The 23,940-nt window shown below is 64.4% G+C and carries 19 protein-coding genes; 4 read left to right on the plus strand and 15 right to left on the minus strand.

Annotation, left to right across the window (positions count from 1 at the left end):
* Positions 1–2: 2 nt before the first annotated feature.
* Complete coding sequence (locus tag ACIOVF_RS09380; protein WP_401289011.1) at positions 3–455, minus strand: universal stress protein; 453 nt, start codon at positions 453–455, stop codon at positions 3–5.
* A gap of 162 nt (positions 456–617) precedes the next feature.
* On the opposite strand from ACIOVF_RS09380, the gene ACIOVF_RS09385 reads away from it, so the two are divergent.
* The 4 genes from ACIOVF_RS09385 to ACIOVF_RS09400 all read left to right on the plus strand — a co-directional run bounded on the left by ACIOVF_RS09385 (position 618) and on the right by ACIOVF_RS09400 (position 5,721).
* Positions 618–1,523 (plus strand): LysR family transcriptional regulator, encoded by a 906-nt coding sequence (locus ACIOVF_RS09385; protein WP_045197211.1) that lies wholly within the window; start codon positions 618–620, stop codon positions 1,521–1,523.
* Positions 1,524–1,634: 111 nt separating this feature from the next.
* Positions 1,635–3,176, plus strand: coding sequence for an MFS transporter (locus ACIOVF_RS09390; RefSeq protein WP_401289014.1), 1,542 nt, complete (start codon positions 1,635–1,637; stop codon positions 3,174–3,176).
* A 23-nt stretch (positions 3,177–3,199) separates the two neighbouring features.
* Positions 3,200–4,270: an HlyD family secretion protein gene (locus ACIOVF_RS09395; protein ID WP_401289017.1), complete on the plus strand. Its 1,071-nt coding sequence runs from the start codon at positions 3,200–3,202 to the stop codon at positions 4,268–4,270.
* Positions 4,267–5,721, plus strand: coding sequence for an efflux transporter outer membrane subunit (locus ACIOVF_RS09400; protein WP_258607995.1), 1,455 nt, complete (start codon positions 4,267–4,269; stop codon positions 5,719–5,721). Before ACIOVF_RS09395 ends, ACIOVF_RS09400 begins: the two co-directional genes overlap by 4 nt.
* A gap of 38 nt (positions 5,722–5,759) precedes the next feature.
* Here ACIOVF_RS09400 and ACIOVF_RS09405 read toward each other — a convergent pair whose 3' ends face one another.
* The 14 genes from ACIOVF_RS09405 to ACIOVF_RS09470 form a co-directional block, all read right to left on the minus strand.
* Positions 5,760–6,584, minus strand: a complete 825-nt coding sequence (locus ACIOVF_RS09405; protein WP_045197880.1) for an SDR family oxidoreductase — start codon at positions 6,582–6,584, stop codon at positions 5,760–5,762.
* A 469-nt stretch (positions 6,585–7,053) separates the two neighbouring features.
* On the minus strand, positions 7,054–7,518 hold the full coding sequence (locus tag ACIOVF_RS09410; RefSeq protein ID WP_045197219.1) for a hypothetical protein: 465 nt from the start codon (positions 7,516–7,518) through the stop codon (positions 7,054–7,056).
* Between the two features lie 106 nt (positions 7,519–7,624).
* On the minus strand, positions 7,625–9,076 hold the full coding sequence (locus ACIOVF_RS09415; RefSeq protein ID WP_045197221.1) for a mannose-1-phosphate guanylyltransferase/mannose-6-phosphate isomerase: 1,452 nt from the start codon (positions 9,074–9,076) through the stop codon (positions 7,625–7,627).
* Positions 9,077–9,109: 33 nt separating this feature from the next.
* Entirely contained in the window at positions 9,110–9,766 is a 657-nt protein-coding gene (locus ACIOVF_RS09420; RefSeq protein WP_401289022.1) for an alginate O-acetyltransferase AlgF, read from the minus strand.
* 13 nt (positions 9,767–9,779) lie between these two features.
* Entirely contained in the window at positions 9,780–10,937 is a 1,158-nt protein-coding gene (locus tag ACIOVF_RS09425) for an alginate O-acetyltransferase (protein WP_401289025.1), read from the minus strand.
* Positions 10,938–10,948: 11 nt separating this feature from the next.
* Positions 10,949–12,406 (minus strand): MBOAT family protein, encoded by a 1,458-nt coding sequence (locus ACIOVF_RS09430; protein ID WP_195884985.1) that lies wholly within the window; start codon positions 12,404–12,406, stop codon positions 10,949–10,951.
* Between the two features lie 139 nt (positions 12,407–12,545).
* Positions 12,546–13,655 carry a mannuronate-specific alginate lyase gene (locus ACIOVF_RS09435; protein WP_401289028.1) on the minus strand — a complete coding sequence of 370 codons (1,110 nt, stop codon included), beginning with the start codon at positions 13,653–13,655 and terminating at the stop codon, positions 12,546–12,548.
* A gap of 7 nt (positions 13,656–13,662) precedes the next feature.
* Positions 13,663–15,072 (minus strand): alginate O-acetyltransferase, encoded by a 1,410-nt coding sequence (locus ACIOVF_RS09440; RefSeq protein ID WP_213603309.1) that lies wholly within the window; start codon positions 15,070–15,072, stop codon positions 13,663–13,665.
* A gap of 13 nt (positions 15,073–15,085) precedes the next feature.
* Positions 15,086–16,651 (minus strand): mannuronan 5-epimerase AlgG, encoded by a 1,566-nt coding sequence (gene algG, locus ACIOVF_RS09445; RefSeq protein WP_195884982.1) that lies wholly within the window; start codon positions 16,649–16,651, stop codon positions 15,086–15,088.
* 18 nt (positions 16,652–16,669) lie between these two features.
* Positions 16,670–18,151, minus strand: coding sequence for an alginate export family protein (locus tag ACIOVF_RS09450; protein WP_045197235.1), 1,482 nt, complete (start codon positions 18,149–18,151; stop codon positions 16,670–16,672).
* Entirely contained in the window at positions 18,148–19,644 is a 1,497-nt protein-coding gene (gene algK / locus ACIOVF_RS09455) for an alginate biosynthesis TPR repeat lipoprotein AlgK (protein WP_401289032.1), read from the minus strand. The genes ACIOVF_RS09450 and algK overlap by 4 nt, the downstream gene beginning before the upstream one ends.
* Before the next feature lie 12 nt (positions 19,645–19,656).
* Positions 19,657–20,823 carry an alginate biosynthesis protein Alg44 gene (locus tag ACIOVF_RS09460; protein ID WP_093379721.1) on the minus strand — a complete coding sequence of 389 codons (1,167 nt, stop codon included), beginning with the start codon at positions 20,821–20,823 and terminating at the stop codon, positions 19,657–19,659.
* A gap of 37 nt (positions 20,824–20,860) precedes the next feature.
* Positions 20,861–22,351, minus strand: coding sequence for a mannuronan synthase (gene alg8 / locus ACIOVF_RS09465; protein ID WP_177329156.1), 1,491 nt, complete (start codon positions 22,349–22,351; stop codon positions 20,861–20,863).
* A gap of 63 nt (positions 22,352–22,414) precedes the next feature.
* On the minus strand, positions 22,415–23,731 hold the full coding sequence (locus tag ACIOVF_RS09470; RefSeq protein ID WP_045197240.1) for a nucleotide sugar dehydrogenase: 1,317 nt from the start codon (positions 23,729–23,731) through the stop codon (positions 22,415–22,417).
* Positions 23,732–23,940 lie beyond the last annotated feature (209 nt).

The raw sequence follows: 23,940 nt of genomic DNA on the forward strand, positions 1-23,940 counted from the left end.
CCTCAAGCCTGGCGCGAATCCACCAGCACCGGGCAACTGACCTGATCGATCACCTTGTTGCTGATCGACGGGTCGAGCAACCGCCCGAGGCGGTTCAAATGCCGGTGGCCGATGATGATCAGCTCGCACTCAAGCGCGCGGGCGGCAGCGACGATGGCCGCCACCGGCTCGCCCGGCACCAGCCTGCCTTCGCTCTCGAAGCCCAGCGCCCGCAGGTTCTCCAGGGCCTGGCGCACGGCCTGGACGGCATGGCGCTGCTCATCGGTGGCCGCCGGGTATTCCTGCTGCTCGTACAGGCTGATCGCCCCCGGACCGTCGCTCAGGGCGAAGGCGCTGTCGATGGCCAGCACCACCTGCAGGCGATGGCAGTTGGGCAAACAGTACTGTTGCGCGAGCTCGACCAGGCCCAGGGAGGCGGGCGATCCATCGATGGCAATCAATACGGGGCTGAGCATGGGCGGCTTCTCTGGGCGGCAATCGAGCCGGCTATTGTTGAGGATCGGCGGCCTGCGGATAAATAGCCTGGCATGCACTGTGTAGTTGCGTGACGCGCAACCCGGTGGCCGCTGCCGAGCTGTTAAGATCGGCCCTTGTTTACCCGTCATGGATGCCTGGCAATGCAGATCCCGGATATGAACCTGTTGGTCGCTCTCGATGCCCTGCTTGATGAGGGCAGCGTGGTCGGCGCAGCGCGGCGCATGAACCTCAGCCCGGCGGCCATGAGCCGGACCCTGGGGCGAATCCGCGAGGCCATCGGCGACCCGATCCTGGTCCGCGCCGGCCGTGGCCTGGTGCCGACGCCGCGGGCGCTGGCCCTGCACGAGCAGGTGCGGGCCCTGGTCGAGCAGGCCGGGCTGGTGTTTCGCAGCCGCGAAGAAGTCGACCTGGCAACCCTCGACCGGGCCTTCAACATCCGCACCAACGACCTGTTCATCGCCCTGTATGGCGCGCAACTGCTGCAGATGATGCACGAGCAGGCGCCGCACACCGTGCTGCGTTTTGTCCCGGAAGGCGGTGGTGACGATGATGCGGTGCTGCGCGACGGTGGCACTGACCTGATCGTCAGCTCGACCATCGACCTGGGCCCCGAGATCAAGATGCAGAGCCTGTTCAACACCATCTACGTCGGCCTGGCGCGCCAGGATCACCCGATCTTCGAGGCCGAAATCACCCCCCAGCGCTTTGCCGCCTACCCGCAGATCAGCGTCTCGCGCCGCGGCCGCGCCAACGGCCCGATCGATGTCGAGCTGGCCAACTACAAGGTGCAGCGGCGGGTGGCGCTGATCACCCCGAGCTTTCATTCGGCGATGTTCTCCTTGCCTGACTCTGACCTGTTGCTGCCGATGCCGGCCAATATCCTCAGCAGCGTGACCAAACTCGGCCTGCCGCTGCGCTCGTTCCACATCCCGTTGCCACTCGAGCGGGTGACGGTGATGCAGGCCTGGCACCCGCGTTTTGACAACGACCCGGCCCACCGCTGGCTGCGCCAGACCCTCAAGGCGTGCTGCAGCGAGCAACGCTGAACCAGTCGATTGCGTTTGCTGCACTAGTAAACTGCCAATATGTCAGTTTTCGTAAGCATTGCCCCTTCATAGACTTGCGCCGGTTCTTTTGTTTGTCCGGAGATGTCTGTGATGAGTTCGCTGACCGCGACTCCTTTACCTGTGCTGCCCCGACCGGTTGCCGCTACGGCAGCGCCGGCAGCTTTTGGCACGCGCATTCTGGTCGGCCTGCTCGGGGTACTGCTGGCGGTGCTCTGCGCCGGCCTCAACGAGATGGTCACCAAGGCCTCGCTGGCCGATATCCGTGGTGGCATGTTCATCGGCGCCGATGAGGGCGCCTGGCTGATCGCGGTGTATTCGGCGGCGTCGGTCTCGGCCATGGCCTTTTCGCCGTGGCTGGCGGCGACCTTTTCCCTGCGCCGTTTTACCCTGTGCGCCATCGGCGTGTTTGCCCTGCTCGGGCTGGTGCAGCCGTATGCGCCCAACCTGTCCAGCCTGATGCTGCTGCGCACCTTGCAGGGCCTGGCATCGGGGGCGTTGCCGCCGATGCTGATGAGCGTCGCCCTGCGTTTCCTGCCGCCGGGGATCAAGGTCTACGGCCTGGCCGGCTATGCCTTGACCGCGACCTTCGGGCCCAACCTGGGCACGCCGCTGGCCGGGTTGTGGACTGAATATGTCGGCTGGCAGTGGGCGTTCTGGCAGATCATTCTGCCGTCATTGCTGGCAATGGCCTGTGTTGCCTGGGGCCTGCCCCAGGACCCGCTGCGCCTGGAGCGTTTCAAACAGTTCGACTGGCGCGGGCTGCTGCTCGGCCTGCCTGCCATCTGCGCCCTGGTGATCGGCCTGACCCTGGGGGATCGCATGGGCTGGTTCGATTCACCGCTGATCTGCTGGCTGCTCGGCGGCGGCCTGGTGCTGCTGGTGCTGTTCCTGTGCAACGAGTGGTCCGAGCCGCTGCCATTCTTCAAGCTGCAGATGCTCAAGGTGCGCAACCTGACCCACGCCCTGGTGACCCTGTTCGGCGTGCTGATCGTGCTGACCGCAGTGATCATCATCCCCTCCAGCTACCTGGCGCAGATCCAGGGTTATCGCCCGGCGCAGACCGGCCCGCTGATGCTGCTGGTGGCCTTGCCGCAGTTGCTGGCGCTGCCGCTGGTGGCGGCGCTGTGCAACATTCGCGCAGTGGATTGCCGCTGGGTGCTGGCGGCGGGGCTGGGCATGTTGTCGCTGTCGTGCGCGCTGGGCAGCCAGCTCACCAGCGTGTGGATTCGCGACAACTTCTACCTGCTGCAACTGCTGCACATCTTCGGCCAGCCGATGTCGGTGATCCCCTTGCTGATGCTGGCCACCGGCGGCATGACCCCACAGGACGGGCCGTTTGCCTCGGCCTGGTTCAACACGGTCAAGGGCCTGGCTTCGGTGGTTGCGGCCGGCTTGATCGAGGCGCTGACCACCGTGCGCCGGCATTTTCATTCCAATGCGCTGGTCGACAGCCTGGGCAATTCGCCGCTGGCCGACAGCAGCGCCCCGGGCTTGGCCAGGCGCATCCATGAACAAGCCCTGGTGCTGACCTCGGCCGATCTTTACCTGTGCATGGCACTGCTGGCTGCGGCGCTGATTGTACTGATTCCTTTTGTGCCTACCCGGATCTACCCACCGCGCGCGGTGGCCTAGGTTTGCGGATTTGAGAGAAAGACATGACCACGACAACAACTCACCGAAAAACCGCCTTGATCGTCGCCGCCCTGGTGGTGGCAGGGATTGCCGGCGTGTTCGGCCCGATGCTGCTGGGCCACGACAGCGCGCAGAGCACCAACGACGCCTACGTGTCTGCCGACTACACGGTGATCGCACCGAAGGTGGCCGGCTTTATCAAGCAGGTGCTGGTGGAGGACAACCAGCAGGTCAAGGCCGGCCAGTTGCTGGCGCAGATCGACGACCGCGACTACCAGGCGGCGCTGGCGGCGGCCCAGGCGCAACTGCTGGTGTCCAGCGCGCAAAGCCACAACGCCCGGGCGACCCTCGAGCGCCAGGCCTCGCTGATCGACCAGGCCCAGGCCGCGGTCAGTGCCGACCAGGCTGAGCTGGCCTTCGCCAATCACGAACTGACCCGCCACAGCCGCCTGGCCGAGCAGGGCGCCGGTACCGTGCAGAACGCCCAGCAGGCGCGCAGCCGGGTTGATCAGGCGCGGGCGCGGCTGGCCAACTCGCAGGCGGCGCTGGCGGCGGCGCGCAAGCAGGTGGATATCCTCAGCGCCGAGGTCGACAGCGCCGAAGGGGGCTTCAAGCATGCCCAGGCAAGCCTTGAGCGGGCGCAACTGGACCTGTCGTACACGCGCATCGTCGCACCCATCGACGGCATGGTCGGCGAGCGCGCGCTGCGCGTTGGCGCCTACGTCAACCCGGGGGCGCGGTTGCTGTCGGTGGTGCCGCTGGAGCACGCCTATGTGCTCGGCAACTTCCAGGAAACCCAACTGACCCACGTGCAACCCGGGCAGCCGGTGCAGATCCGCGTGGACACCTTTGCCGATGAATACCTGCACGGGCGGGTCGAGAGCATCGCCCCGGCTACCGGTGTCACCTTCGCGGCGGTCAAGCCGGACAACGCCACCGGCAACTTCACCAAGGTGGTGCAGCGCATTCCGGTGAAAATTGTCTTCGACGCCAACCAGCCATTGCTGGATCGCCTGCGGGTCGGCATGTCGGTGGTGGCCACGATCGATACCGGCGCGAGCCTGAGTACCGGTAAAGAGGTCAGCGCCCGATGAAACCTGCATTCGCCCTTTGCCCGCTGCTGCTGAGCCTGCTGGCCGGCTGCAGCCTGGGCCCGGATTTCAGCGCGCCTGACAGCCATGCCCCGGCCGCATGGCCGGCGCTGCAGGAAACCCCCGCCGCCAGTCAGGCCCAGGCCACACCGCTGGAGCAGCGCTGGTGGGAAAGCTTTCACGACCCCAAGCTCAGTGCCCTGATCGAGCGCGCCAGCCAGCGCAACCTCGACCTGCAGATCGCCAGCGCGCGCTTGCTGCAAAGCCGCGCGCTGCGCATGAGCATCGCTTCCGAGCAAACCCCGTCGGTTGATCTGGGCGGCGGATACAGCCGGGCGCGCAACAGTGCCGAAGGCCTCAACGACCCGTCCGGCAACGGCGGCAAGTCGGCCTTCAACCTCTGGCAGGGCGACTTTACCGCCAGTTGGGAGCTTGACCTCTGGGGCCGCGTACGCCGCCAGGTCGAAGCCGCCGACGCGGTGGTCGAAGTCGCCGAGAACGACCGCCGTGGCGTGCTGTTGTCGCTGCTGGCCGAGACCGCCGGCAACTACATCCAGCTGCGAGCGGTGCAGAGCACCCTGGCCGTCACCCGGGAGAACCTTGAGGTTTCGCGGCACAGCCTGCGCCTGTCGCAAATGCGCCTGCGCGACGGGGTAGCCACCGCCCTCGATGTGGCCCAGGCCAGTGCCCAGGTCGCCTCGGTCGAGGCCCGCCTGCCGACCCTGGAAGAGCGCCAGGCACAATTGATCAACGCCCTCGGCCTGTTGCTGGCCGAGCCGCCACGCAGCCTGCAGGCCGAATTGCTGGAGCCAGGCGCGATGCCGACGCCGCAGCAACGCTTTGCCATCGGCGTGCCGTCGGAGCTGGCCGAGCGGCGCCCGGACATTCTTCAGGCCGAGGCCCAGCTGCATGCCGCCACCGCCAGTATCGGGGTGGCCAAGGCGGATTTTTATCCGAGCATCCGCTTGTCGGGCAATGTCGGTCTGCAGTCACTGCAGTTGTCGGATTTCGGCAGCTGGGATGCGCGTCGATTCGCCATCGGCCCGCAACTGAACTTGCCGATTTTCGAAGGCGGGCGCCTGCGCGGCGTGCTCAAGTTGCGCGAAGCCCAGCAGCAGGAAGCGGCTCTGCGCTACCAGCAGGTGGTACTGCGCGCCTGGCACGAAATCGACGATGTGCTGCGCCTGTACAACGCCAGCCAGTTGCGCCGCGACCTGCTCGAAGAGGCCGTGCGCCAGAACCGCATCGCCCTGCAGACCGCGCAGCAGCAGTATGTCGAGGGCGCCGTGGACTTTCTCAATGTACTCAGCGTGCAGGGCGCCTTGCTGGCCAGCCAGGAGCAGTGGGTCGAAAGTTCGGCGGCGGTGTCCCAGGCCCTGGTTGGCTTGTACAAGTCGCTGGGCGGTGGATGGCAGCCGTTCAGCGAGCCGTTGCAGACCGCCGCCCAGGGTTGATTTTCGCGCGTCGATGGCGGTGTGCTGCGCTCGATCGCCTAGAGCGCGCGGTCCAGGCCGAAACGTTTTTTCAGCACGCGCTGCAGCAAGCCCCGCGGCAGCCAGTTTTGCAGCAGCGGCAAGGCGCGGCTGCCATTGCCCAGGCGTACCAGCGCCGCCGGCTCTGGCTGGCGCACGGCCTTGAGGACATCGCGGGCGAAGTCGGCCGCCGGGGTCGGTTTGTCCTGGGAAGCGCGTGAGCGGGCCCGGATGCCTTCGCGCAACGGCCACCAGGGCGATTGTTCACCGATCAGTTGTTCGGCTTCGTGCCCGGCGTTGCTGGCGAACTGCGAGGCAATTGCGCCAGGCTGTACTTCCATGACCCGTATGCCAAAGGGCGCCACTTCCAGGCGCAAGGCTTCACTCAGGGCGTGCACGGCCGCCTTGGAGGCGCAGTAGGCGCCGGCGAACGGCGTGACCAGTACCCCGGAAACACTGCCGATATTCACCACCAGGCCTTTGTTGCGGCGTAGCGCCGGGAACAATGCGCGGGTGACCCCGACCACGGCGAACACATTGGTTTCGAATTGCCGACGCATCGCCTCGGCGCCGCCATCGAGCAGCGGCCCCATGGCGCCGTAGCCGGCGTTGTTGATCAGTACATCGAGGCCCTGGCCGTGCTGTTCCAGCTCACCCGCCAGCTGCGTCAGCGCCTGCTGGTCATTGACGTCCAGTTGGCGGGCATTAAAGCCGCTGGCGGCCAGGCGGCTTACGTCCTCGGCCTTGCGCGCCGTGGCCCAGACCTCGAAGCCGGCATTCTTGAAGGTCTCGGCCAAAGCCAGACCGATACCGCTGGAGCATCCGGTGATCAACACGCTGGGCATGAGCTGCTGTCCTTGAGCAGTGGGGGTACTGGATGATAGTTCAGCAATCAGCGTTTTCAATGCATTTTCCAACCGATCGGTGCAAATGCCGGTCCAGAGCTGGCGTTGGCTTGCCCTGTCATACAGCAGTTGAGTGGGCACGTGGGTGACCTGAGTGTCGAGGGACAACGTTTGAAAGGCAGCGAATGTCAGCTGGTAGAAGTCAACCCGGTCCCGATAGCCGTTATCGGCCAGGGTTGTCACGTTGCGCTTGGCATCGGCACACGCCGGGCAGGTGTCCGAATACACCAGGATCACCACGGGCCTGGCCAGCGGTTGATGATGATTGATCCGTTCGAACAGTTGCTTGAACTGGTTCTGAACCGCTGGCGATGTATCGACCATGACCTTACTCCGCTAGGCAGTGAAGTACGCGGAGTCATTCAACAGGATTTTGCCGCTTGGGTAACCTGGCAAAAATACCAGGTGCTCAGTCGGCGAAGCTGCCTTGCAGGTGCTCGGCGCGGTAGTCGACGCTCTGTGGCCGGTAGCCGGAACGCAGTGGCGGCAACGGCAGGCACTCCTGCCAGCTGGCGCCGGGCTGCAGCTCGCCGGGGCCGCGGTAGCGCGGGGCGGCGTAGGTGTTCTCAGCAAGGTTGACGGTATCGCCCGGGGCATAGGCCGCGACCCGCCAGCGCAGCTCCACCAGTGGCACCGGGTTGCCGTTGTTGATGTGCACCTGCAGCGGGCGATCGGCCGGGCATTGCTCCGGGGCGTAGGTCAGGCGCAGCTCCAGATGGGCCAGTTGCCTGGCTTCGCGGTTGTCCAGCCAGACCACCCACAACGCCACCAGGCCCAGGCCGAACAGCGCCGCCAGCGAAATCGGCAGGGCTTTGGCCGGGTAGCGCAGCAGCAGGACCAGCCAGGTGAGGATGAGCAGGGCGCCGATGAACATGGAGCGAACCTTGTGGGCAGGGGGGCTTTCATCCTAACCAAAAAGCATCGCGGGGCAAGCCCGCTCCCACAATGTGTAGGAGCGGGCTTGCCCCGCGATTGGGGTTTTACTGCGCGATGGTCTTGATCGAGATCCCGCGCTCGATCGGCGTCGAGCGTCCGTAGATATCTTCAAAGCGCTCGATATCGTCCTCGCCCAGGTAGCTGCCGGACTGCACTTCGATGATCTCCAGGGGGATCTTGCCCGGGTTGCGCAGGCGGTGCACCGAAGCGATCGGGATGTAGGTGGACTGGTTTTCGGTGAGCAGGAACACGTTCTCGTCGCAGGTCACCTCGGCAGTGCCGGACACCACGATCCAGTGCTCGGCGCGGTGGTGGTGCATCTGCAGCGACAGGCTGGCACCGGGCTTGACGGTGATGTGCTTGACCTGGAAGCGCCCGCCCATGTCCACCGAGTCGTACGAGCCCCACGGTCGGTACACCTCGCAGTGGTTCTGGGTTTCGCTGCGGCCCTGTTCGTTGAGGGTGTTGACCAGTTGCTTGACGCCCTGGACCTTGTCCTTGTGGGCAATCATCATGGCGTCCTTGGTCTCGACCACGACGATGTTCTCAAGGCCGATCACCGATACCAGCTTGCCGTTGCCGTGGATCATGCAGTTGTGGCTGTCCTGGACCACCACGTCGCCCTTGGTGACGTTGCCGTTGTGGTCTTTTTCATGCACATCCCACAGCGACGACCAGCAGCCGACATCGCTCCAGCCCGCCGACAGCGGCACCACGCAGGCGCGCTGGGTCTTTTCCATCACCGCGTAGTCGATGGAGTTGTCCGGGCAGCAGGCGAAGGTGGCTTCGTCGATGCTCAGGTTATCGCCGTCTTCCTCGCTGCGCTCCAGGGTCAGCAGACAGGTGTCGTAGATATCGGCGTCGTGCTTTTTCAGCTCTTCGAGGAAGCGGCTGGCGCGGAACAGGAACATGCCGCTGTTCCAGAAGTAGCCACCGGCCCGGACGAACTCGGCGGCGCGTTTTTCATCCGGCTTCTCGACGAACTGCGCCACCCGGCTGACGCCTTCGGGCAGCAGCACGTCCTGGCTCGACTTGATGTAGCCGTAGCCGGTTTCCGGCTTGGTCGCCGGCACCCCGAACAGCACCATCTCGCCGCGCTCGGCGGCCACGGTGGCCAGGGCCAGGGCCCGTTGCAGGGCTTTCTGGTCGTCGATCACATGATCGGCCGGGAGCACCAGCATCAGCTCGTCACGGCCTTCGTTAACCAGCTTCATCGCGGTCAGTGCCACTGCCGGCGCGGTGTTGCGGCCGAAGGGCTCCATGAGGATGCCCTGGGTTTGAAGTTTGAGGCTTTGCAGCTGCTCGCTGACGATGAACTTGTGGTCTTTGTTGCAGACCACGATGGGCGCGTCCATACCGTCGAACACCAGGCGCGAGAGGGTTTGCTGGAACAGAGTGTGTTCACCGGTCAGGGCCAGGAACTGCTTGGGAAACTGCTTGCGCGACAGCGGCCACAGACGCGAACCGCTACCACCGGACAGAATGACTGGAATCATGGGTGTTCTCCAAAAATAGAAATAGGCAGGTGGTTAACGGGTGGATACCGGGCGCTTGACCCAGACCGGCGACAGGCTGCTGCCGGAACCGGTGACATACAGCACCGCCGCTTCGCCGCGCTCCAGAGCCACAGGCTTCAGATCGCTGACTTTTTTATCGCCTTCATACAGCGCCAGGCTGACCTTGACCGGGTTGATCTCGCGCTCGCCACGGGCCTTGGCGGCCACCGGCTTGACCACTTCGGTCTTGCCGTCGGCGGTCTTCAGGGTCAGGGCCTGGTTACTGAGGTTCTGGACCCGCACCAGGGATTTCTGCTTGTTCTTGAACGGTGGCTCCTCGACCAGTTGCGGCTGGCCCGAGGCGTTGTTGACCAGGGTGTAGTAGTGATCGGCGGCGAGCTTGACCGGCAGGCTCTGGCTGCCGACCTTGGCGCTGTAATCGCCCTGGGGCATGAAGCTGAAGTCACTGCTGCCTTGGGCCGCCACTTCGCTGATCTGGGTGTTGCCGACGCTGGCGCTCACTGGCTGGGCGCCGGCGTTGTAGATGCGCACGAAGGTCGAGCCTTTCGGCGCGGTCGGGCCATACAGCGCGGCGTCGGCGCCGGCCAGGGCTTGCAGCGAGAGCAGGCTGAGGCCGGCGGCCAGGGCGCAGGCTTTGGCGATGCGCAGCTTTTGGGTATGCAAGGTCATGTGCGTTTCCTCTTCAGTTTTCCGTCCGATGGGACGACAGGGCCAGGTCTTGATTGGCATTGCGGGTTTTTTTCAGCTGCGCGATCCACTGCGGATCGAAAGCGCTGAGGTCGTTTTTCATTGGCAGATAACGTTCCGGGAACTCCCAGATCAGCACTTGCGGCGCGCTGTTCTTGAAGGCGTCGGTTTGCAGGTACTTGAGCATCGGCAGCAGTGGGCCATGGCCGTCTTCGGCGTAATTGACCACGTCGCTGCGCAGCGCTTGCTGCAGGGCTCCGAGGAAGTTCCAGTTGGGGTTGGCGCTGTAGCTGGTGCCGATCAGCGCCACCGGGATTTCACTGTCGGCGAACAATGCATCGCCGCTTTCACCTTCAGCCTCGGCCGGGCGGGTGCTGCGTTTTTGCAGGTTGTCCGGCGGCGGCAGCAGGTTGCTGAACAGCGGGTCGAGCGGCAGGAAGTTGGTCAAATCGCCCTTGTATGGCGCGCTCTGGCGCTGTTCGGTGACGAACTGCTGGGGCTCGCCGTTGAGCAGGGTCTGGCGCGCCACGGCGGCGGCCAGGTGCTGGGCAACCACTTCGGCGCCCATCGGCGTCCAGTGGGTGTCGGTGCGCAGGAACACCTGGCCACGGGCTTTGGCCTCTTGCAGCGGCGCCAGCAGGTCGGGGGCGAACACGCCAGCCTGGCGGGCCTGGGCGTGGAACTCGTTGTACAGGTCGGTGTGCAGGCTGGCCGGGGTCTGTTCGCCGACATACTCCGGATACAGCCGCGCCTTGGCCGGCACAATCGCCAACACCAGTTGCACGCCGTGTTGCTGCAGGGTGTCGCGCACACCGCGGATCAGCGCCAGGTTCTCTTGTTCGTACTGGTCGCTGTTGGCCACCGGCTTGAACTCCTCGTCACTGAACAGCCAGTGCTCGCGGCCCAGCACCACGCCCGGGCGGCCTTCGTTGAACAGTTTGAAGTCCAGCGCCGCCCACAGGTTGGTGCCGATGCGCTTGAGCGGGAACTGCTCGTCGTAGTGGGTTTCGGCGGCCTTGGCCAGTTTGCCGTCGAGGGCGCTCATCTGCGCAGTGCGCTGGAAGCTGCCCAGGCCGCCCAGCGACCACAGGCCCAGGCCCAGCAACAGGGCGAGGAACAGCAGGGCGTAGAGTTTGCGTAAATGTCGGGTCATGGTCGGCTCGCTCAGAACTGGAAGTAGAGGAACGGCGAGTAGCTTTGCGCCGAGAGCTTGAGGATCGAGGCCACGAACAGCAGCAGCACCAACGCGCGGGTGGCGTACAGGCCCCAGTCCAGGCTCAGGCTGCCGTCGGCATGCACGGCCACCGGGCTGGCCTTGGGCGCGGGCCTGGCGTTGCGATAGAAGTCGCGCAGGCCGAAGTACGCCAGAGTCACGTAGGCCAGCACCAGGGTTGCCACTTGCAGGCCGGTGAGGCTGGCGCGGTTGAGCTCCGACAGTTGCCAGTCACCGAAGCTGAACATGGCGCCGTACATGCGTGCGGCGACGTGCAGGTTCTCGGCGCGGAAGATCACCCAGCCCATCACCACCAGCAGGAAGGTGAAGGCCCAGCGCACCAGGTTGAAACGCTGCGGCGCGGCGTTGATGCCCAGGGCCCGCTCGATCGCCAGCCACATGCCATGCCAGGCACCCCAGACGATGTAGGTGAAGTTGGCGCCGTGCCACAGGCCGCCCAGCAACATGGTCAGGAACAGGTTGCGGTAGGTGGCGAAGGTGCCGCCGCGGTTGCCGCCCAGGGTGATGTACAGGTAGTCGCGCAGCCAGGTCGACAGGCTGATATGCCAGCGCCGCCAGAACTCGGTGATCGACTGGCTGATGTACGGCTGCTTGAAGTTCTCCATGAAGCGAAAGCCCATCATCAGGCCCAGGCCGATGGCCATGTCGCTGTAGCCGGAGAAGTCGAAGTACAGCTGCGCGGTGTAGGCCAGGGCGCCGAGCCAGGCGTCGCCGGTGCTCGGGTTCTGCAGGGCGAAGCAATGGTCGGCGACCACCGCCAGGGTGTCGGCGATGAACACCTTCTTGATGAAGCCCTGCATGAAGCGCGTGCAGCCTTCGGAGAACTTGTCGAGGGTGTGGGTGCGGTGGTTGAACTGGTCGGCCAGGTCCTTGAAGCGCAGCACAGGGCCGGCGATCAGGTGCGGGAAGATCGCCACGAAGGCGGCGAAATCGATCAGGTTGCGGGTTGCCGGGGTGTCGCCGCGGTACACGTCGATGATGTAGCTGATCGACTCGAAGATGTAGAACGAGATACCGATCGGCAGCAGCACATGGGTGAGGATGAACGGCTCAAGGCCGAACGAGGTCATGATCGCGTTGATGCTGTCGACGCCGAAGTTGGCGTACTTGAAGTAGCCGAGGATGCCCAGGTCGACCGCAACCCCCAGCAGCAGCCAGCGCTGGGCCGGCTTGCTGCGCACGCCGGCGGCGCCGACTTTCAGGCCGATCCAGTAGTTCCACAGGGTGACCCCGGCAAACAGCGCCAGGAAGTCCACCCGCCACCAGGCATAGAACACGTAGCTGGCCAGCAGCAACAGGGCGTTGCGATAGCGTTGCCCGCTCAGGTAGTACAAGCCGAGAAAGATCGGCAGGAACAGGAACAGAAACACGTTGGATGAAAACACCATCCCGATCTCTCCTTGTCGTTAGCAACCGGGGCAGCAGCCCCCCAAACCCCCCATGTCGGAACGCGGGGGGCAGTGTTTAAAGCATCGCGGGTTCGCCGCGCTCCTGTGGGAGCGGGCTTGACCCGCGATAGGTCCTAGCTCATTTTTTCTGTTCGGCCTGCGGGTCATAGACCCGGGTCAGGTCGCCGCCCAGGCGGAAGCTCTTGAACGGCTGCATGTCGTGCTTGCGCCCGAGCACGTCGCTGTTGCAGCTGTAGAGGCTGCACCAGGGTTCGAGCCAGGCGTATTTGCTGTCGATCTTGAGGTCGTCCATGTCCTGCTTCTCGCCGTTCTTTGCCTTGAACGGGCTCGGGTCTTTCGAGCCCGACAGCACCCGCTCACCCAGGCGCTTGAGTGCGCCGTTGTTTTCCGGGCGCACATCGACACCGTTGGCCTGGGCGAAGCTTGCGATCATCGCCAGCGGCGGCAGGGCATAGTTGTGGTAGGCCAGGGCGCGCTGCTTGCGCTTGAGCTCGTTGGGCAAGAAGCCCTGGGCGTCGACCTGGTTGGCGGCCACGCGGTATTCCTTGATCGACCAGTCGAACAGGTCGCGGCGGTCGGTGGCGACGGCGGTGGCCATCACCGACCAGGCCGCCCAGTAGGAGTGGTTGTTGATCTTCTCCAGCGGCAGGTCGCTCCAGTCCTTGACCACCTGGTCGGCCAGGCGCCCGAACCATTTCTCGATCAGTTCGGCCTGTTGTTGGTGCGCCGCCAGCGGCTGGGAGTTGGAGAACTTCAGGCGCAGCCAGGCCGAGCTGAGGCTGCCCAGCGCCCATTTGCGCATCGACTTGCCGGTGTGGTTGTAGTCGGTGGACATCAGCGCATTGGCGCTGGCCCAACTGCTCAGCCACTCCAGGGTGCAATCGAGCTGCTGCGGGCGGCCATCGCGCATGTACTGCATGACCTGTTTGCTGACCCCGCGCTCGAGGGTGGTGATGCTCGCGGTGGAGTCGCGGAAGGCCTTTTCCGAGGTTTTGTTCAGGGTTGCGCGGGCCTTGTCCGAGCCTTCGTACTTGCTGCGAAACTGCAGCTTGTCGGTGTAGGGCGTGGGGATGGCTGCACATTTGAAGTCACTGTCGCCGGTCTTGAGCTTTTCGATCCCGGCGTAATAGCCCTGGGGAGGGACCAGCCCGGCGGCGTGCGCGGCCGGGCCGAACAGGGCCAGCGCCAGTGCGAGTGCTGCTGCAGGGGATGTGCTGAAATTTTTCATAGGCGCCTCACTTTCGTTTGCACAGCGTGGCTTCGACTTTCTGGCTGCCGCTTTGCGGTCCCTGGACTTCGACGGCGAGCAGGGTCTGGGCGGCCCAGTCCTCATCCTCGCGCAGCTCGAAGGCAAAGCGGCCATCGGTGTCGGCGGTTTCCGGCTTCTCGATCTTCAGGTCTTCGTGGCGGCCGTTCATGTACCAGAGGGTGGCTTGCAGGGTCTTGACTGACTTGTCTTCGAACTGGATATCCAGTTGGTGGCGGCCATTGGTCAGGTCCTTGATCACGCCGTTACGGCCGTTGACCATCAGCTCGTTCTTGCCCGGCTTGAGCGCGGTGCTGGCGCTCATCTGCGCAGGCTTGCCTTCGCAGCCGTTGTCGACCAGGGCGAGCATCTGTCGCCAGATGGTTTCCTGGTCGAGGCGGTACAGCGGCGAGAATTCCCAGATGAGGATCTTCGGCGGGTTGTTCTGGAAGTCTTCGCTACCCAGGTACTGGATCATCGAGCCTTCCAGGCCGCCGCCGGGGAAGGCGACGTTGAGCACGTCGGCGCCGATGTACTGCTCAAGGAAGCCCGAGAAGTTGTAGTTCTTGCCGCTGTGGCTGGTGCCGACCAGGGTGATCTGCGGGTTGCCGGAGTCGCCAAACAGGTCGTCGCTGCCGCTCTCGCCCTTGGGCTCGGTGACGAACTGGTCCATGTACTGCACCGCATAGCTGGTGCCGCACAGCTGCCCGGCGACGTTGTGCAGGGTGCCGGTCTTACCCATGCGCCCGGACTTGTGGCTCTCGAACTCACGCTTGGGTACGTCGGCGAAGGCCGGCATCTTGTGCACGCTGTCGGCGACGATTTTTGCCGCGCGCTCGGCGCCGTACGGGGTCCAGTGCTGGTCGCCACGGAAGTAGAAGTCCTTGCCCTGGTCGGCCGCAGCCAGTTGTTCGTTGGTCAGCGGCGACAGGTCGGGCACGGTGTAGCCCATCTGGCTGAAGCGCCCGAGCATGGCCTGGTAGTTGTGCAGCGCCTTGGCGTAATTGAACGCGGCCTTTTCGGCCGGCTTGAGCATGTTGCGGTTCACCAGGCCGCGGGTCGGCTGGTAGACGATCACCAGTTCCACGCCCTTGGCCTTGAACGCATCGTGCAACTGCTGCAGGCGCCGGTAGCCGGCCGGGGTGGTGTCGAATTCGGTGCGCAGGTCTTCGCGGGTGCGGAACAGCCAGTCGCCCTGGGCTTGCACCAGGGTGGTGAAGTTCTGCTGGTAGCGGGTGGTGTAGCGGCTGGCGTCGTGGGCCTGCGGGCACAGTTGGCAGCACGGCTCGGCGGTGAAGTCCGGTGCCTGGACCTGTTCGGCCGAGGCGCCGGCGCTGATGGCCAGCAGGGCAGTGGCGAGGCCGCAAAGGCTCAGCAGCTTGGTCAGTTGTGGTTGCATAGGATTGGCTTCCTCAGTCCAGCATTTCGGTCTGGCGCTCGACCGGATCGATCAGCACGGCTTTGCCCTGGCGCACCATCAGGTCGAGAATCTCGTCCTGACGATCGCCCAGTACTCCGGAAAAACTGATGCCGCTGGCCTTGCTCGGCGCCAGCATCGACACCCGGTACAGCTCCACGCTCAGCGGCGAATCGATCGACAGCGGGCCGCTGCCGTTGGCCGCCAGCTCACCGCCGACGACGATCAGCGAGACCTTGGTGTCGAACGGGTCGAGGGCGATGTCGCGGTCGGTCTCGGACAAGTCCTTGATGTGCCCGTAGACGCCTACCAGGCCGTTGGCCATGGCGACGTTCTCGTACAGGCGGATATTGACGCTGTTGCGCACGCGAATGCCGTGGCGGCGGTTACTGATCAGCTTGTTGCCCCAGATCAGGTTGTCACCGCTCTCGTACAGGGTGATGCCGTCGGTGTGGTTGCGGTAGATCTCGTTGTAGGCGATCAGGTTGTTGACGCTGTTACGGTCGATGACCACGCCCGAGAGCTTGTTGTCGTAGCTCTTGTTGTTGATGATCCAGCTGTCGTTGACCTCGCGTGAAACGATGATGCCGTGCTTCTTCTTGGTCCCGTACACGGTGTTGCCGGCGATGATCAATCGGTGCGAGCGGTCGTGGGGGTCGATGCCGTAGACGATGTTGTCGCGGTAGGTGCTGTCCTTGACCACGAAGTCGCTGGTTTCGTAGCAGTAGAAGCCGTACCACATGTCGCTGAACTCGGAGCCGATGATCCAGCCGGTGGGTTCCGGGCGGCCCATCTGCTTGGCCATGTTCGGTGTGTACTGAGAAATGCTCACGCCGTAGGACTTGCTCTTGGCATAGCCGAAGCTGGCCATCTTGCTGTTGACGATGTAGGTCTCGGTGCCGCCCCACGACAGCAGGAACGGGCGGAATTCCTTCGGCGAGCGGAAGGTCGCCGGGCCGTTGTCTTTCTCGCGCCAGCCAGTCACCCGGGTGTCGCTGACGAACAATTTGCCGTCGTTGACGATGAACGCGCCACCCTCCTGGGACAGGCGCAGTTCCTTGACCTTGGCGTCGATCTCGAGCACGCCTTTTTGCCCGACCACGATCGGCAGGCGCGCCAGGTACACGCCCGGCGCGGTTTCGCGCAGGTACTGGGCGGGCACCTGCTTGCTCAGCTCGGTGAAGTTCACATGGCCGTCGTCGATGAAGATCGCCTGGGGAATGCCATGCTGGCGCGCCACCCATTCGGCCATCTTGTTGTCGCCGCCGATGAACTCCTTGAGGCTGTTTTCCTGGAGCATGCGCCGCACCGAGACCTTGCCCTTGTGCGAGCGGTCGATCTTTTTCTGCACCGCTTGCGCGCTATAGCCGGACAGGTCGGGCAGGGTCGGCGCCGGGATCTGCAGCGGCTCGATCGGCGCGCTGCTGACCGTGTAGGTCTTGGCCTGCTGCAGCTCCTTGGCCACCGGCGTCGGCGCCTGGCCGTTGGCCAGGGCGATGCTGCTGGCCAGCAGCAGGGTGCCGGCCAATAAGGCGTGGAGCTTGTTCGGTTGAAGGCTCATTTGATTGCACCCCAGGCGTCAGAAGCGCCAGATCACGTCGACGAAAGCGCGGTGCATATAGGAGTCCGCTTCCTTGCCATAGGCATCACCGGGCTTGAACACGCCGCCACGAAAGCGCACCAGTGCCGACGGCTCGTCGATCGACTGGCTCAGTGCCGCCGGCAACAGGCCCTGCTTGAAGTACTTGGTGACCACCAGGTCCATCTCCTGGCCGAGGTCTTTCTCGCCCTGGATCAGCGGCCGGTTGATGCCGTTGTCCTCGACCACGGCGTTGATGCCGCTGCTGCCGATGTTCTGGTCGCCATCGACGCGCCAGAACTTGTGGTAGATCAGGCTGGCGTCGTAGTCGTCGCGCAGTTGCCAGGAGGTGAACAGGGTCGCCGCCTGGACATTGCCCAGTTCGCCACGGAAGGCTTCGCCGAAGCGGTGTACGCGCGAGCGGGTGCCGGTGAAGTTGGAGCGGTTGCTTTCAAGGCCGGTCTGCTCGTAGTTGCCCGAACCGTCGCCGCCACCGCCGCCGCTGCCGCGGGCATAAGCGGCGCCGACCTGCCAGTTGGGATCGAGGCGCAGGCGGATACCGAGGTCGGTGGCCCAGGCATTGACGTCGCCGCTCTGCTTGCCGCTGGCCACTTGCTCGCCGTTGACCGTGGTGGTGTTGAGGCTGTCGCGATCGCCGCTCAGCCAGGTCAGGCTGCCCCAGTAGTTGACGCGGTTCTGGTTGCGCCAGTTATAGGCGTCGCTGTTGGCTTCCAGTCCCAGCCAGGTGAGGTCGCCGGTGCGGGTCTTGTCCAGGGCGTCGACGGTTTCGCCGGGATTTTTCAGCTTGCCGTCGTCGTGGGTGTGGTGGGCGCGCAGGCCGACCCAGTGCCCGGGCGTCCACTGCGTGGCAACGTCGCCGTAAATGTGCAGGCGGTCCTTGTCTTCCGGCGCCAGCTCGGTGAGGTCGGTACGGTACTCGCTGAAGCGCTCGGCCACGCCCAGGTTGGCGCGCAGCAGGGTGGTGTCGAAGGTCCAGTTCAGCGCTTCGATGTTGGTGTCGCGCCACATGCCGTCGTCGTTGCGCAGGCGTTGGCGGCCAAAACGCAGTTGCTCGCCGGGGTAGGCGGTCAGGCCGCTGTAGCCGACCCAGAACTCGCGCATGGCCAGGTAGCTTTTATCGGCTTCGCGGCCATGGGCGCGGCCGCTGTCGGACTCGGCCTCATCGCCGGACTGGCGCAGGGTGTCGGTCTCGATGATGTCGCTGGCGGCCACCGCCTGGCCCATGGCAAAGGCGCTCCAGTTGCCGCGCTCGCCGTACACCCAGGGGCGCAGGTCCAGGCCCAGGCCGTTGACGTCGCCGCCGGAGCGGGTACCCAGGTCGCGGTCGTCTTCGGACTGGCCGGTGATCTTCACGTCCAGGCCGAAGTTCTTTTCAGCGGTCATTGCCGCCAGGGTCGGGCACGACCAGAGCAGGGCGAAGCCCAGGCCTACGCCTGCTTTCATCCACGGATTGAGTGTCATAGGGAGTCCTCGCCTTGTTCGGGTTGCGCTTGGGCCTGCAGGGCCAGGGCATCGGCACCCGGGCCCATGGCGCCACGGGCCTGGCGCTCTTGCTGCAGCAGGCGCTCGGCCTGGGCTTTTTGCGCGGGAGTGAGTTGCTGGTCGAGCTGGGCGGCCAGCTCGCGCGACTGATCGCTGGGGTTGGCTTGCGCCAGTTGGCTGAACACCCAGGCGTTGACCAGGTCCTGGCGAATGCCGTGGCCTTCGCTGAACAACTGGGCCAGGGCGTAGTCGGCGCTGAGCTGGCCGCCGCGGGCAGCGCTGAGCAGATGATCGACGGCCTTTTGCGGGTCAACGCTGCCCAGGTAACCGCGGCGATACAGCTGGCCCAGGTAGTAATGGGCGCTGACTTCGCCGGCGCTGGCGGCGCTGAGCAAATGAGTTTCGGCCTGCTGCGCATCGGCCGGCACGGTCTTGCCTTCGTAGTACAGGCGCCCCAGCAGCAGTTCGGCGCGCGGTTGTTCGGCGGCGCGGCCCTTGTCGATGTATTCCATCAGCTTGTCGGTGTCGCCAAGCTCCGGGAAGTCGTAGAGCAACTGCGCCAGGCTGACCCAGGAACCGGGGTTGACCGGCGCCACCTGCTCAAGCAGGGCCTGGGCGGTTTTCTCGTCAGTCTGGCCGAGGCTGCGGTCGGCCAGGACGCGGGCCACGCTGTCGACCCGGGTGGCCGGGATTGCACCGCGCTGGTAGGCGCTTTTGACTTGCTCGAGCAGCGCCGCTTGCTGCTCGGGCTGGGCGCGCTTCTGGTAGACGGTGGCCAGTTCCACGTAGCAGATGTCAGTGCTGCTCAGCGCCGCTTTGCAGATGCGCTCGACCTCGTCCAGGTGCTGGTCGTAGCTGTCCTGGGTGCGGTACAGCAGGATCTGGGCCAGGCCGGCTTCGGGGTAGCCGGCGCTGCGCCACGTGTCGATCTGCTGCTGGGCGTTGGTGCCGGGGAAGCTCTGCGGGTATTGCAGGTAGAGCATCGCCAGCGGGATCAGGGTGTTGCCCTCGCCATTGCCGAAGGCTTTTTTCAATAGGGTTTCGGCTTCCTGGCGCTCGGCTTCGCTGGCGTCCGGCTTGGCCGCCAGCAAACGCCCGAGGCGGGCCTGGGCGCGCGGCGAGATATCAGCGGCGGCGCGGTAGGTGGCTTCGGCCTCCTTGAGCTTGGCCGGGTCGCGGGTTTCCACCTGGATATCGGCGAGGCCCACCTGGGCTTCGCTGTAACCGAGGTCGGCGAGCTGGCGGTAGTTCTGTTCGGCCAGGGCGGTGTCGCCGCGCTTGAGCGCTTCATTGGCCAGGCGCTGGTCGGGCAGGCCGGCACAACCGGCCAGGCTGATGGCCAGGGCCAGGCCGAGAAGGGTGCCACTGTGGGAGCGGGCTTGCCCCGCGATCGAGCACAACGCTTTGGGGAATTGAGGGGCTTCATCGCGGGGCAAGCCCGCTCCCACAGTTGGGGTGTTGAGCATATTCATGGGCAGATCCTCTTAGAGCCCACGGGCCACGGCTTTATCGATCAGCCAGTCCAGCGACGGGCCTCGATTGCTGTCTACCGCCACCGGGCGGCCGGCCAGTTCGCTGGGCAGCGATTCGTCCGGCTTGATCTGCACGCGGATGTCCGAGGACAGGTCTTCGCTGTTCAGGCTGCTACTGCTGACGATCTGCCCGGTACGGGTCTGCTCTTCGCCAGCGACGGTGAAGTGCACGCGCGAGCCTGGTTTGACGTCGTCGAACTGGCGGTAGCTGAAGCGCGCTTCGACCGTGGGAATGGTGGTGCGCGGGACCAGCTGGAAGATCACCTGGCCCTTGCTTGCATACTGGCCGTCATCCACCAGCTGGCGGGCGACCACGCAATCGCAGGGGCTGGTCAGGGTGCCGCTCATCTGTTTGCCGAACAGCTCCTCGACCTTGGCCGGCTCCAGTTGCTGGTCATCCAGGTGGCCCTTGAGCATGTCCAGCATGCTGGTGCTGAACGAGGCCAATGGCGCGCCCTTGACCACCTGGCCGCCGCTCTCCACCAGGCCCTGCACGGTACCGTCGCGGGGCATGGTGACGTTGCTGGTCGGCACGCTGACCACCCCGGCCTGGGCATGGCTGACGAAGTACAGGCCGTATACCGACTTGGCGATAAAGCCGAAGGCGGCAACGCCAACCACGAACACGCCGAGGCTGAAGGTCACTGCCCGCAAGCGGCCGAAGGCGCTCATCCCGCCGCTGGCGTCTTTCTGTTTGCGCGCCTTGGTGAAGTTGTCGCGCTGCAGGGTACTGAGTACGTCGCCGATGGTGATCAGTTCGCCCGACAGGTGCGAGGTGATGATGTGGCGCAGGGTGGCGATGTCGCGGGGTTCGAGGTTCTGGAACTGCACGCCGGCGCGGCCGCTGGAGGGGTCGAAGGAGCGCACCTGGAACTCGATGTCCATGGCCAGGCCGAGCTTGTCGACGGTGAACTGCAAGCGCCCGCGCAGCACTTCGCCGACTTTCAACGGGTGCTTGGCATGGAAGCTCAGGCCGCCGGCGGAAAGGTCGTCGACCTTCACTTCGAGGGTTTCGCGGTTCTCCCCCAGGTAGCGCAGCTTGGCCGGGATGCGTACCCGGGCGTGCTGGCGCTGGGCTTCGGACTCATGCACGACATTGACGTTCACGGCGGTATTCATGGCGATTTGTTCCTGTTTAATCCAATCGGGTTCCGGCTCACACGACCATGAACAGCACAGCAATGAAGATGCTGGCCGCCGAGAAGGTCATGGTCCGGGAGGACCAGGTGTTGAACCATTGTTGAAAGCTGGCGAGGTCGCGCTTGAGGGCAGTGGGCTGGCGGGTCCAGGACTGCTTGTCGAGGCGGAAGAACACGTAGATCTTCATGATCGCGCCGACGATCTGGTTGTAATAAAGAATCAGCGGGTAGGCCGGGCCGATGTTGTGGCCCGAGCACAACAGCATCAGGGTCAGGATCAGCCGGGTGATGCCGATCCACAGCAGGTACACCAGTAGGAACGCCGGGCCGAACTTGAGGCTGGCGATCACCGCGACGGTCAGGCCCAGCAGGCTGGTCCACATCGACACGCGCTGGTCGAACAGCACCACGCTGGTGAACAGGCCCAGGCGGCGGATGCCCAGGCCCAGGGCGCGGGAGTTCTGCCGCAGGTTGTTGCCGTACCAGCGGTACATCAGTTTGCGGCTGGCCTTGATGAAGCTCTTTTCCGGCGGGTGCTCGACCGTGTTGATCGCCGCGTCCGGCACGTAGAAGGTGTCGTAGCCCAGGCGCATGAGGCTGAACCAGCTCGACTTGTCGTCGCCGGTGAGGAACTTGAAGCGGCCCAGGCGCCAGTGCTGCAGCGAGTCGTTCTCGACGTCGGCGATGAACTCGGGGTTGGTCACCACGGCGGCGCGGAACACCGACATGCGTCCGGTCATGGTCAGCACGCGCTTGGACAGGGCCATCGAGCACATGTTGATGTGGCGCTGGGCGAAGCGCAGCTTGTGCCACTCGCTCATGATGTAGCCGCCACGCACTTCACAGAATTCATTGGTGGTCAGGCCACCGACATTGCCGAACAGCTTGAACCAGGGCACGGTCTTGCGCACCACGCCTTCGCCGAGCACGGTGTCGCCATCGATCACCGCGACCACGGCGTTTTCATCCGGCAGGTGGCGGGAGATGGCCCGAAAGCCGTAGGCCAGGCCGTCGCGCTTGCCGGTACCGGCAATGCGCACGAAATCGAGGGTCACGCGCTGCGGCGGGTTGTATTTCTCCCACAGGCTTTTCACCAGCAGTTCGTCGGACATTTCCACCAGCGAACAGACCACAGTGGTCGGGTAGCCGCAGTCGATCGCTTCGCGGATCACCGAGCTGTAGACCTGGGCGGTGGTCAGGGCATCGATGCGAAAACTGGTGACCATCAGGTACACATGAGACGGGTCGGCGGCGCTACCGAGCTTGCGCACCTTGCGCCGCAGGTAGGGGTAGACCACGTAGAGAAACAGCATGCCGCGGACAAAGTGCGTGGCACCCATGGAATAGCGCCAGATGCCGACGGCGCCGACCAGGAAAATGAAGTCCTTCGAGTCGGGGTCGAAAATGGAGTTGGGCAAGGCCAGGGCGATCAACATGAGCAGGCTCACGTAGAACAGCCAACCGGCGACCTGTAGCAGGCCGTGCTTGAGCCTATGCATGTTCTGCATCCGTATCGAATGGAAGGGGCGTTGATGGCGCGCGGGGCCGGGCGGCCCCGCGCAACCTGCGGGTTACCAGCAGATACCTTCGGTACGGCTGCTCGGGCAGGAGGCCTTGCTCATGAAACCGACCAGGTCGATGACCTGCTTGCCGGCTGGCGCCTGCTGGGCCAGGGCGCGAAACTTCTCGTCGCGGTTGCCCAGCACGATGACGTCGGCGTGGTTGATCACCTGCTCGAAGTCAGCATTGAGCAGCGACGACACGTGAGGGATTTTCGACTCGATGTATTCCTTGTTGGCGCCGTTGACCCGCGCATACTCGACGTTGCTGTCGTAGATGTTCAGCTCGTAGCCCTTGCCGATCAGGCGTTCGGCAAGCTCCACCAGCGGGCTTTCGCGCAGGTCGTCGGTACCGGCCTTGAAGCTCAGGCCGAGCAGGGCGACCTTGCGCTTGTCGTGGCTTTCGATGATGTCGAAGGCGTTCTGTACCTGCGACTCGTTGCTGGTCATCAGCGAGTTGAGCAGTGGCGCCTTGACGTCCAGGCTGCCGGCGCGATAGGTCAGCGCGCGCACGTCCTTGGGCAGGCACGAACCGCCGAAGGCGAAGCCCGGGCGCATGTAGTACTGCGAAAGGTTCAGGGCCTTGTCCTGGCAGACCACATCCATCACGTCACGACCATCGACGCCGACCGCCTTGGCAATGTTGCCGATCTCGTTGGCGAAGGTAACTTTGGTGGCGTGCCAGACGTTGCAGGTGTACTTGATCATCTCGGCCACTTCGATGTCCTTGCGGATGATCGGCGCGTCGAGTTCTTCGTACAGCGATTGCAGAAGGTCGCCACTGGTCTTGTCCAGTTCGCCGATGACGGTCATGGGTGGCTGGTCGTAGTCCTTGATCGCGGTGCTTTCGCGCAGGAATTCCGGGTTGACCGCTACGCCGAAGTCGACGCCGGCTTTTTTCCCCGAGCAGTCTTCGAGGATCGGGATCACCACGTTCTTCACCGTGCCCGGCAGCACGGTGCTGCGTACCACGATGGTGTGGCGGCTGGATTTTTCCCGCAGTACGAAGCCGATTTCGCGGCACACCGACTCGATGTATTCCAGGCCCAGGTCGCCGTTCTTCTTGCTTGGCGTGCCGACGCAGATCATCGACAGGTCGCTGTCGCGAATTGCCGCGGCAAAATCGGTGGTGCCACGCAGGCGGCCATTGTCGATACCCTGTTGCAACAGGGCTTCGAGCCCCGGTTCGACAATCGGCGATTTGCCTTGGTTGATCAGGTCGATCTTGGTGGTGGATACATCGACGCCAATCACTTCATGGCCACGTGCCGACAGGCAGCCAGCACAGACTGCACCCACATAACCCAAACCAAAGATGCTGATACGCATCGCATTCACCTCATGTGTTTATCACGCCGGCTCAATAAATAGAGCCAGACCGGGTTGATTAACCAACAGTTATCGGGCACACGGAGGCGTGGCAGAAAGATGTCACTTCACCGTGTGCAGGCATATAAATATCAAGTGCAAAAGTCGTTGCACTTAAAGTTGGCAGCCAAAGGCCAATAAATATGGGCGTGCCCTGTTATGCAGCCGTC

Source organism: Pseudomonas sp. NPDC087612, from assembly GCF_044743505.1.
Taxonomy (GTDB): Bacteria; Pseudomonadota; Gammaproteobacteria; order Pseudomonadales; family Pseudomonadaceae; genus Aquipseudomonas.

Bases quoted from the DNA above. Each gene is read 5' to 3' on its own strand.
- ACIOVF_RS09395 (WP_401289017.1), top strand. From the start codon at position 3,200: ATGACCACGACAACAACTCACCGAAAAACCGCCTTGATCGTCGCCGCC.
- ACIOVF_RS09440 (WP_213603309.1), bottom strand. From the start codon at position 15,072: ATGCAACCACAACTGACCAAGCTGCTGAGCCTTTGCGGCCTCGCCACT.
- algK (WP_401289032.1), bottom strand. From the start codon at position 19,644: ATGAATATGCTCAACACCCCAACTGTGGGAGCGGGCTTGCCCCGCGAT.
- ACIOVF_RS09420 (WP_401289022.1), bottom strand. From the start codon at position 9,766: ATGACCTTGCATACCCAAAAGCTGCGCATCGCCAAAGCCTGCGCCCTG.
- ACIOVF_RS09385 (WP_045197211.1), top strand. From the start codon at position 618: ATGCAGATCCCGGATATGAACCTGTTGGTCGCTCTCGATGCCCTGCTT.
- ACIOVF_RS09380 (WP_401289011.1), bottom strand. From the start codon at position 455: ATGCTCAGCCCCGTATTGATTGCCATCGATGGATCGCCCGCCTCCCTG.
- ACIOVF_RS09410 (WP_045197219.1), bottom strand. From the start codon at position 7,518: ATGTTCATCGGCGCCCTGCTCATCCTCACCTGGCTGGTCCTGCTGCTG.
- ACIOVF_RS09435 (WP_401289028.1), bottom strand. From the start codon at position 13,655: ATGAAAAATTTCAGCACATCCCCTGCAGCAGCACTCGCACTGGCGCTG.
- ACIOVF_RS09400 (WP_258607995.1), top strand. From the start codon at position 4,267: ATGAAACCTGCATTCGCCCTTTGCCCGCTGCTGCTGAGCCTGCTGGCC.
- ACIOVF_RS09450 (WP_045197235.1), bottom strand. From the start codon at position 18,151: ATGACACTCAATCCGTGGATGAAAGCAGGCGTAGGCCTGGGCTTCGCC.
- ACIOVF_RS09460 (WP_093379721.1), bottom strand. From the start codon at position 20,823: ATGAATACCGCCGTGAACGTCAATGTCGTGCATGAGTCCGAAGCCCAG.
- ACIOVF_RS09390 (WP_401289014.1), top strand. From the start codon at position 1,635: ATGAGTTCGCTGACCGCGACTCCTTTACCTGTGCTGCCCCGACCGGTT.
- ACIOVF_RS09415 (WP_045197221.1), bottom strand. From the start codon at position 9,076: ATGATTCCAGTCATTCTGTCCGGTGGTAGCGGTTCGCGTCTGTGGCCG.
- ACIOVF_RS09425 (WP_401289025.1), bottom strand. From the start codon at position 10,937: ATGACCCGACATTTACGCAAACTCTACGCCCTGCTGTTCCTCGCCCTG.
- alg8 (WP_177329156.1), bottom strand. From the start codon at position 22,351: ATGCAGAACATGCATAGGCTCAAGCACGGCCTGCTACAGGTCGCCGGT.
- ACIOVF_RS09430 (WP_195884985.1), bottom strand. From the start codon at position 12,406: ATGGTGTTTTCATCCAACGTGTTTCTGTTCCTGTTCCTGCCGATCTTT.
- ACIOVF_RS09470 (WP_045197240.1), bottom strand. From the start codon at position 23,731: ATGCGTATCAGCATCTTTGGTTTGGGTTATGTGGGTGCAGTCTGTGCT.
- ACIOVF_RS09405 (WP_045197880.1), bottom strand. From the start codon at position 6,584: ATGCCCAGCGTGTTGATCACCGGATGCTCCAGCGGTATCGGTCTGGCT.
- algG (WP_195884982.1), bottom strand. From the start codon at position 16,651: ATGAGCCTTCAACCGAACAAGCTCCACGCCTTATTGGCCGGCACCCTG.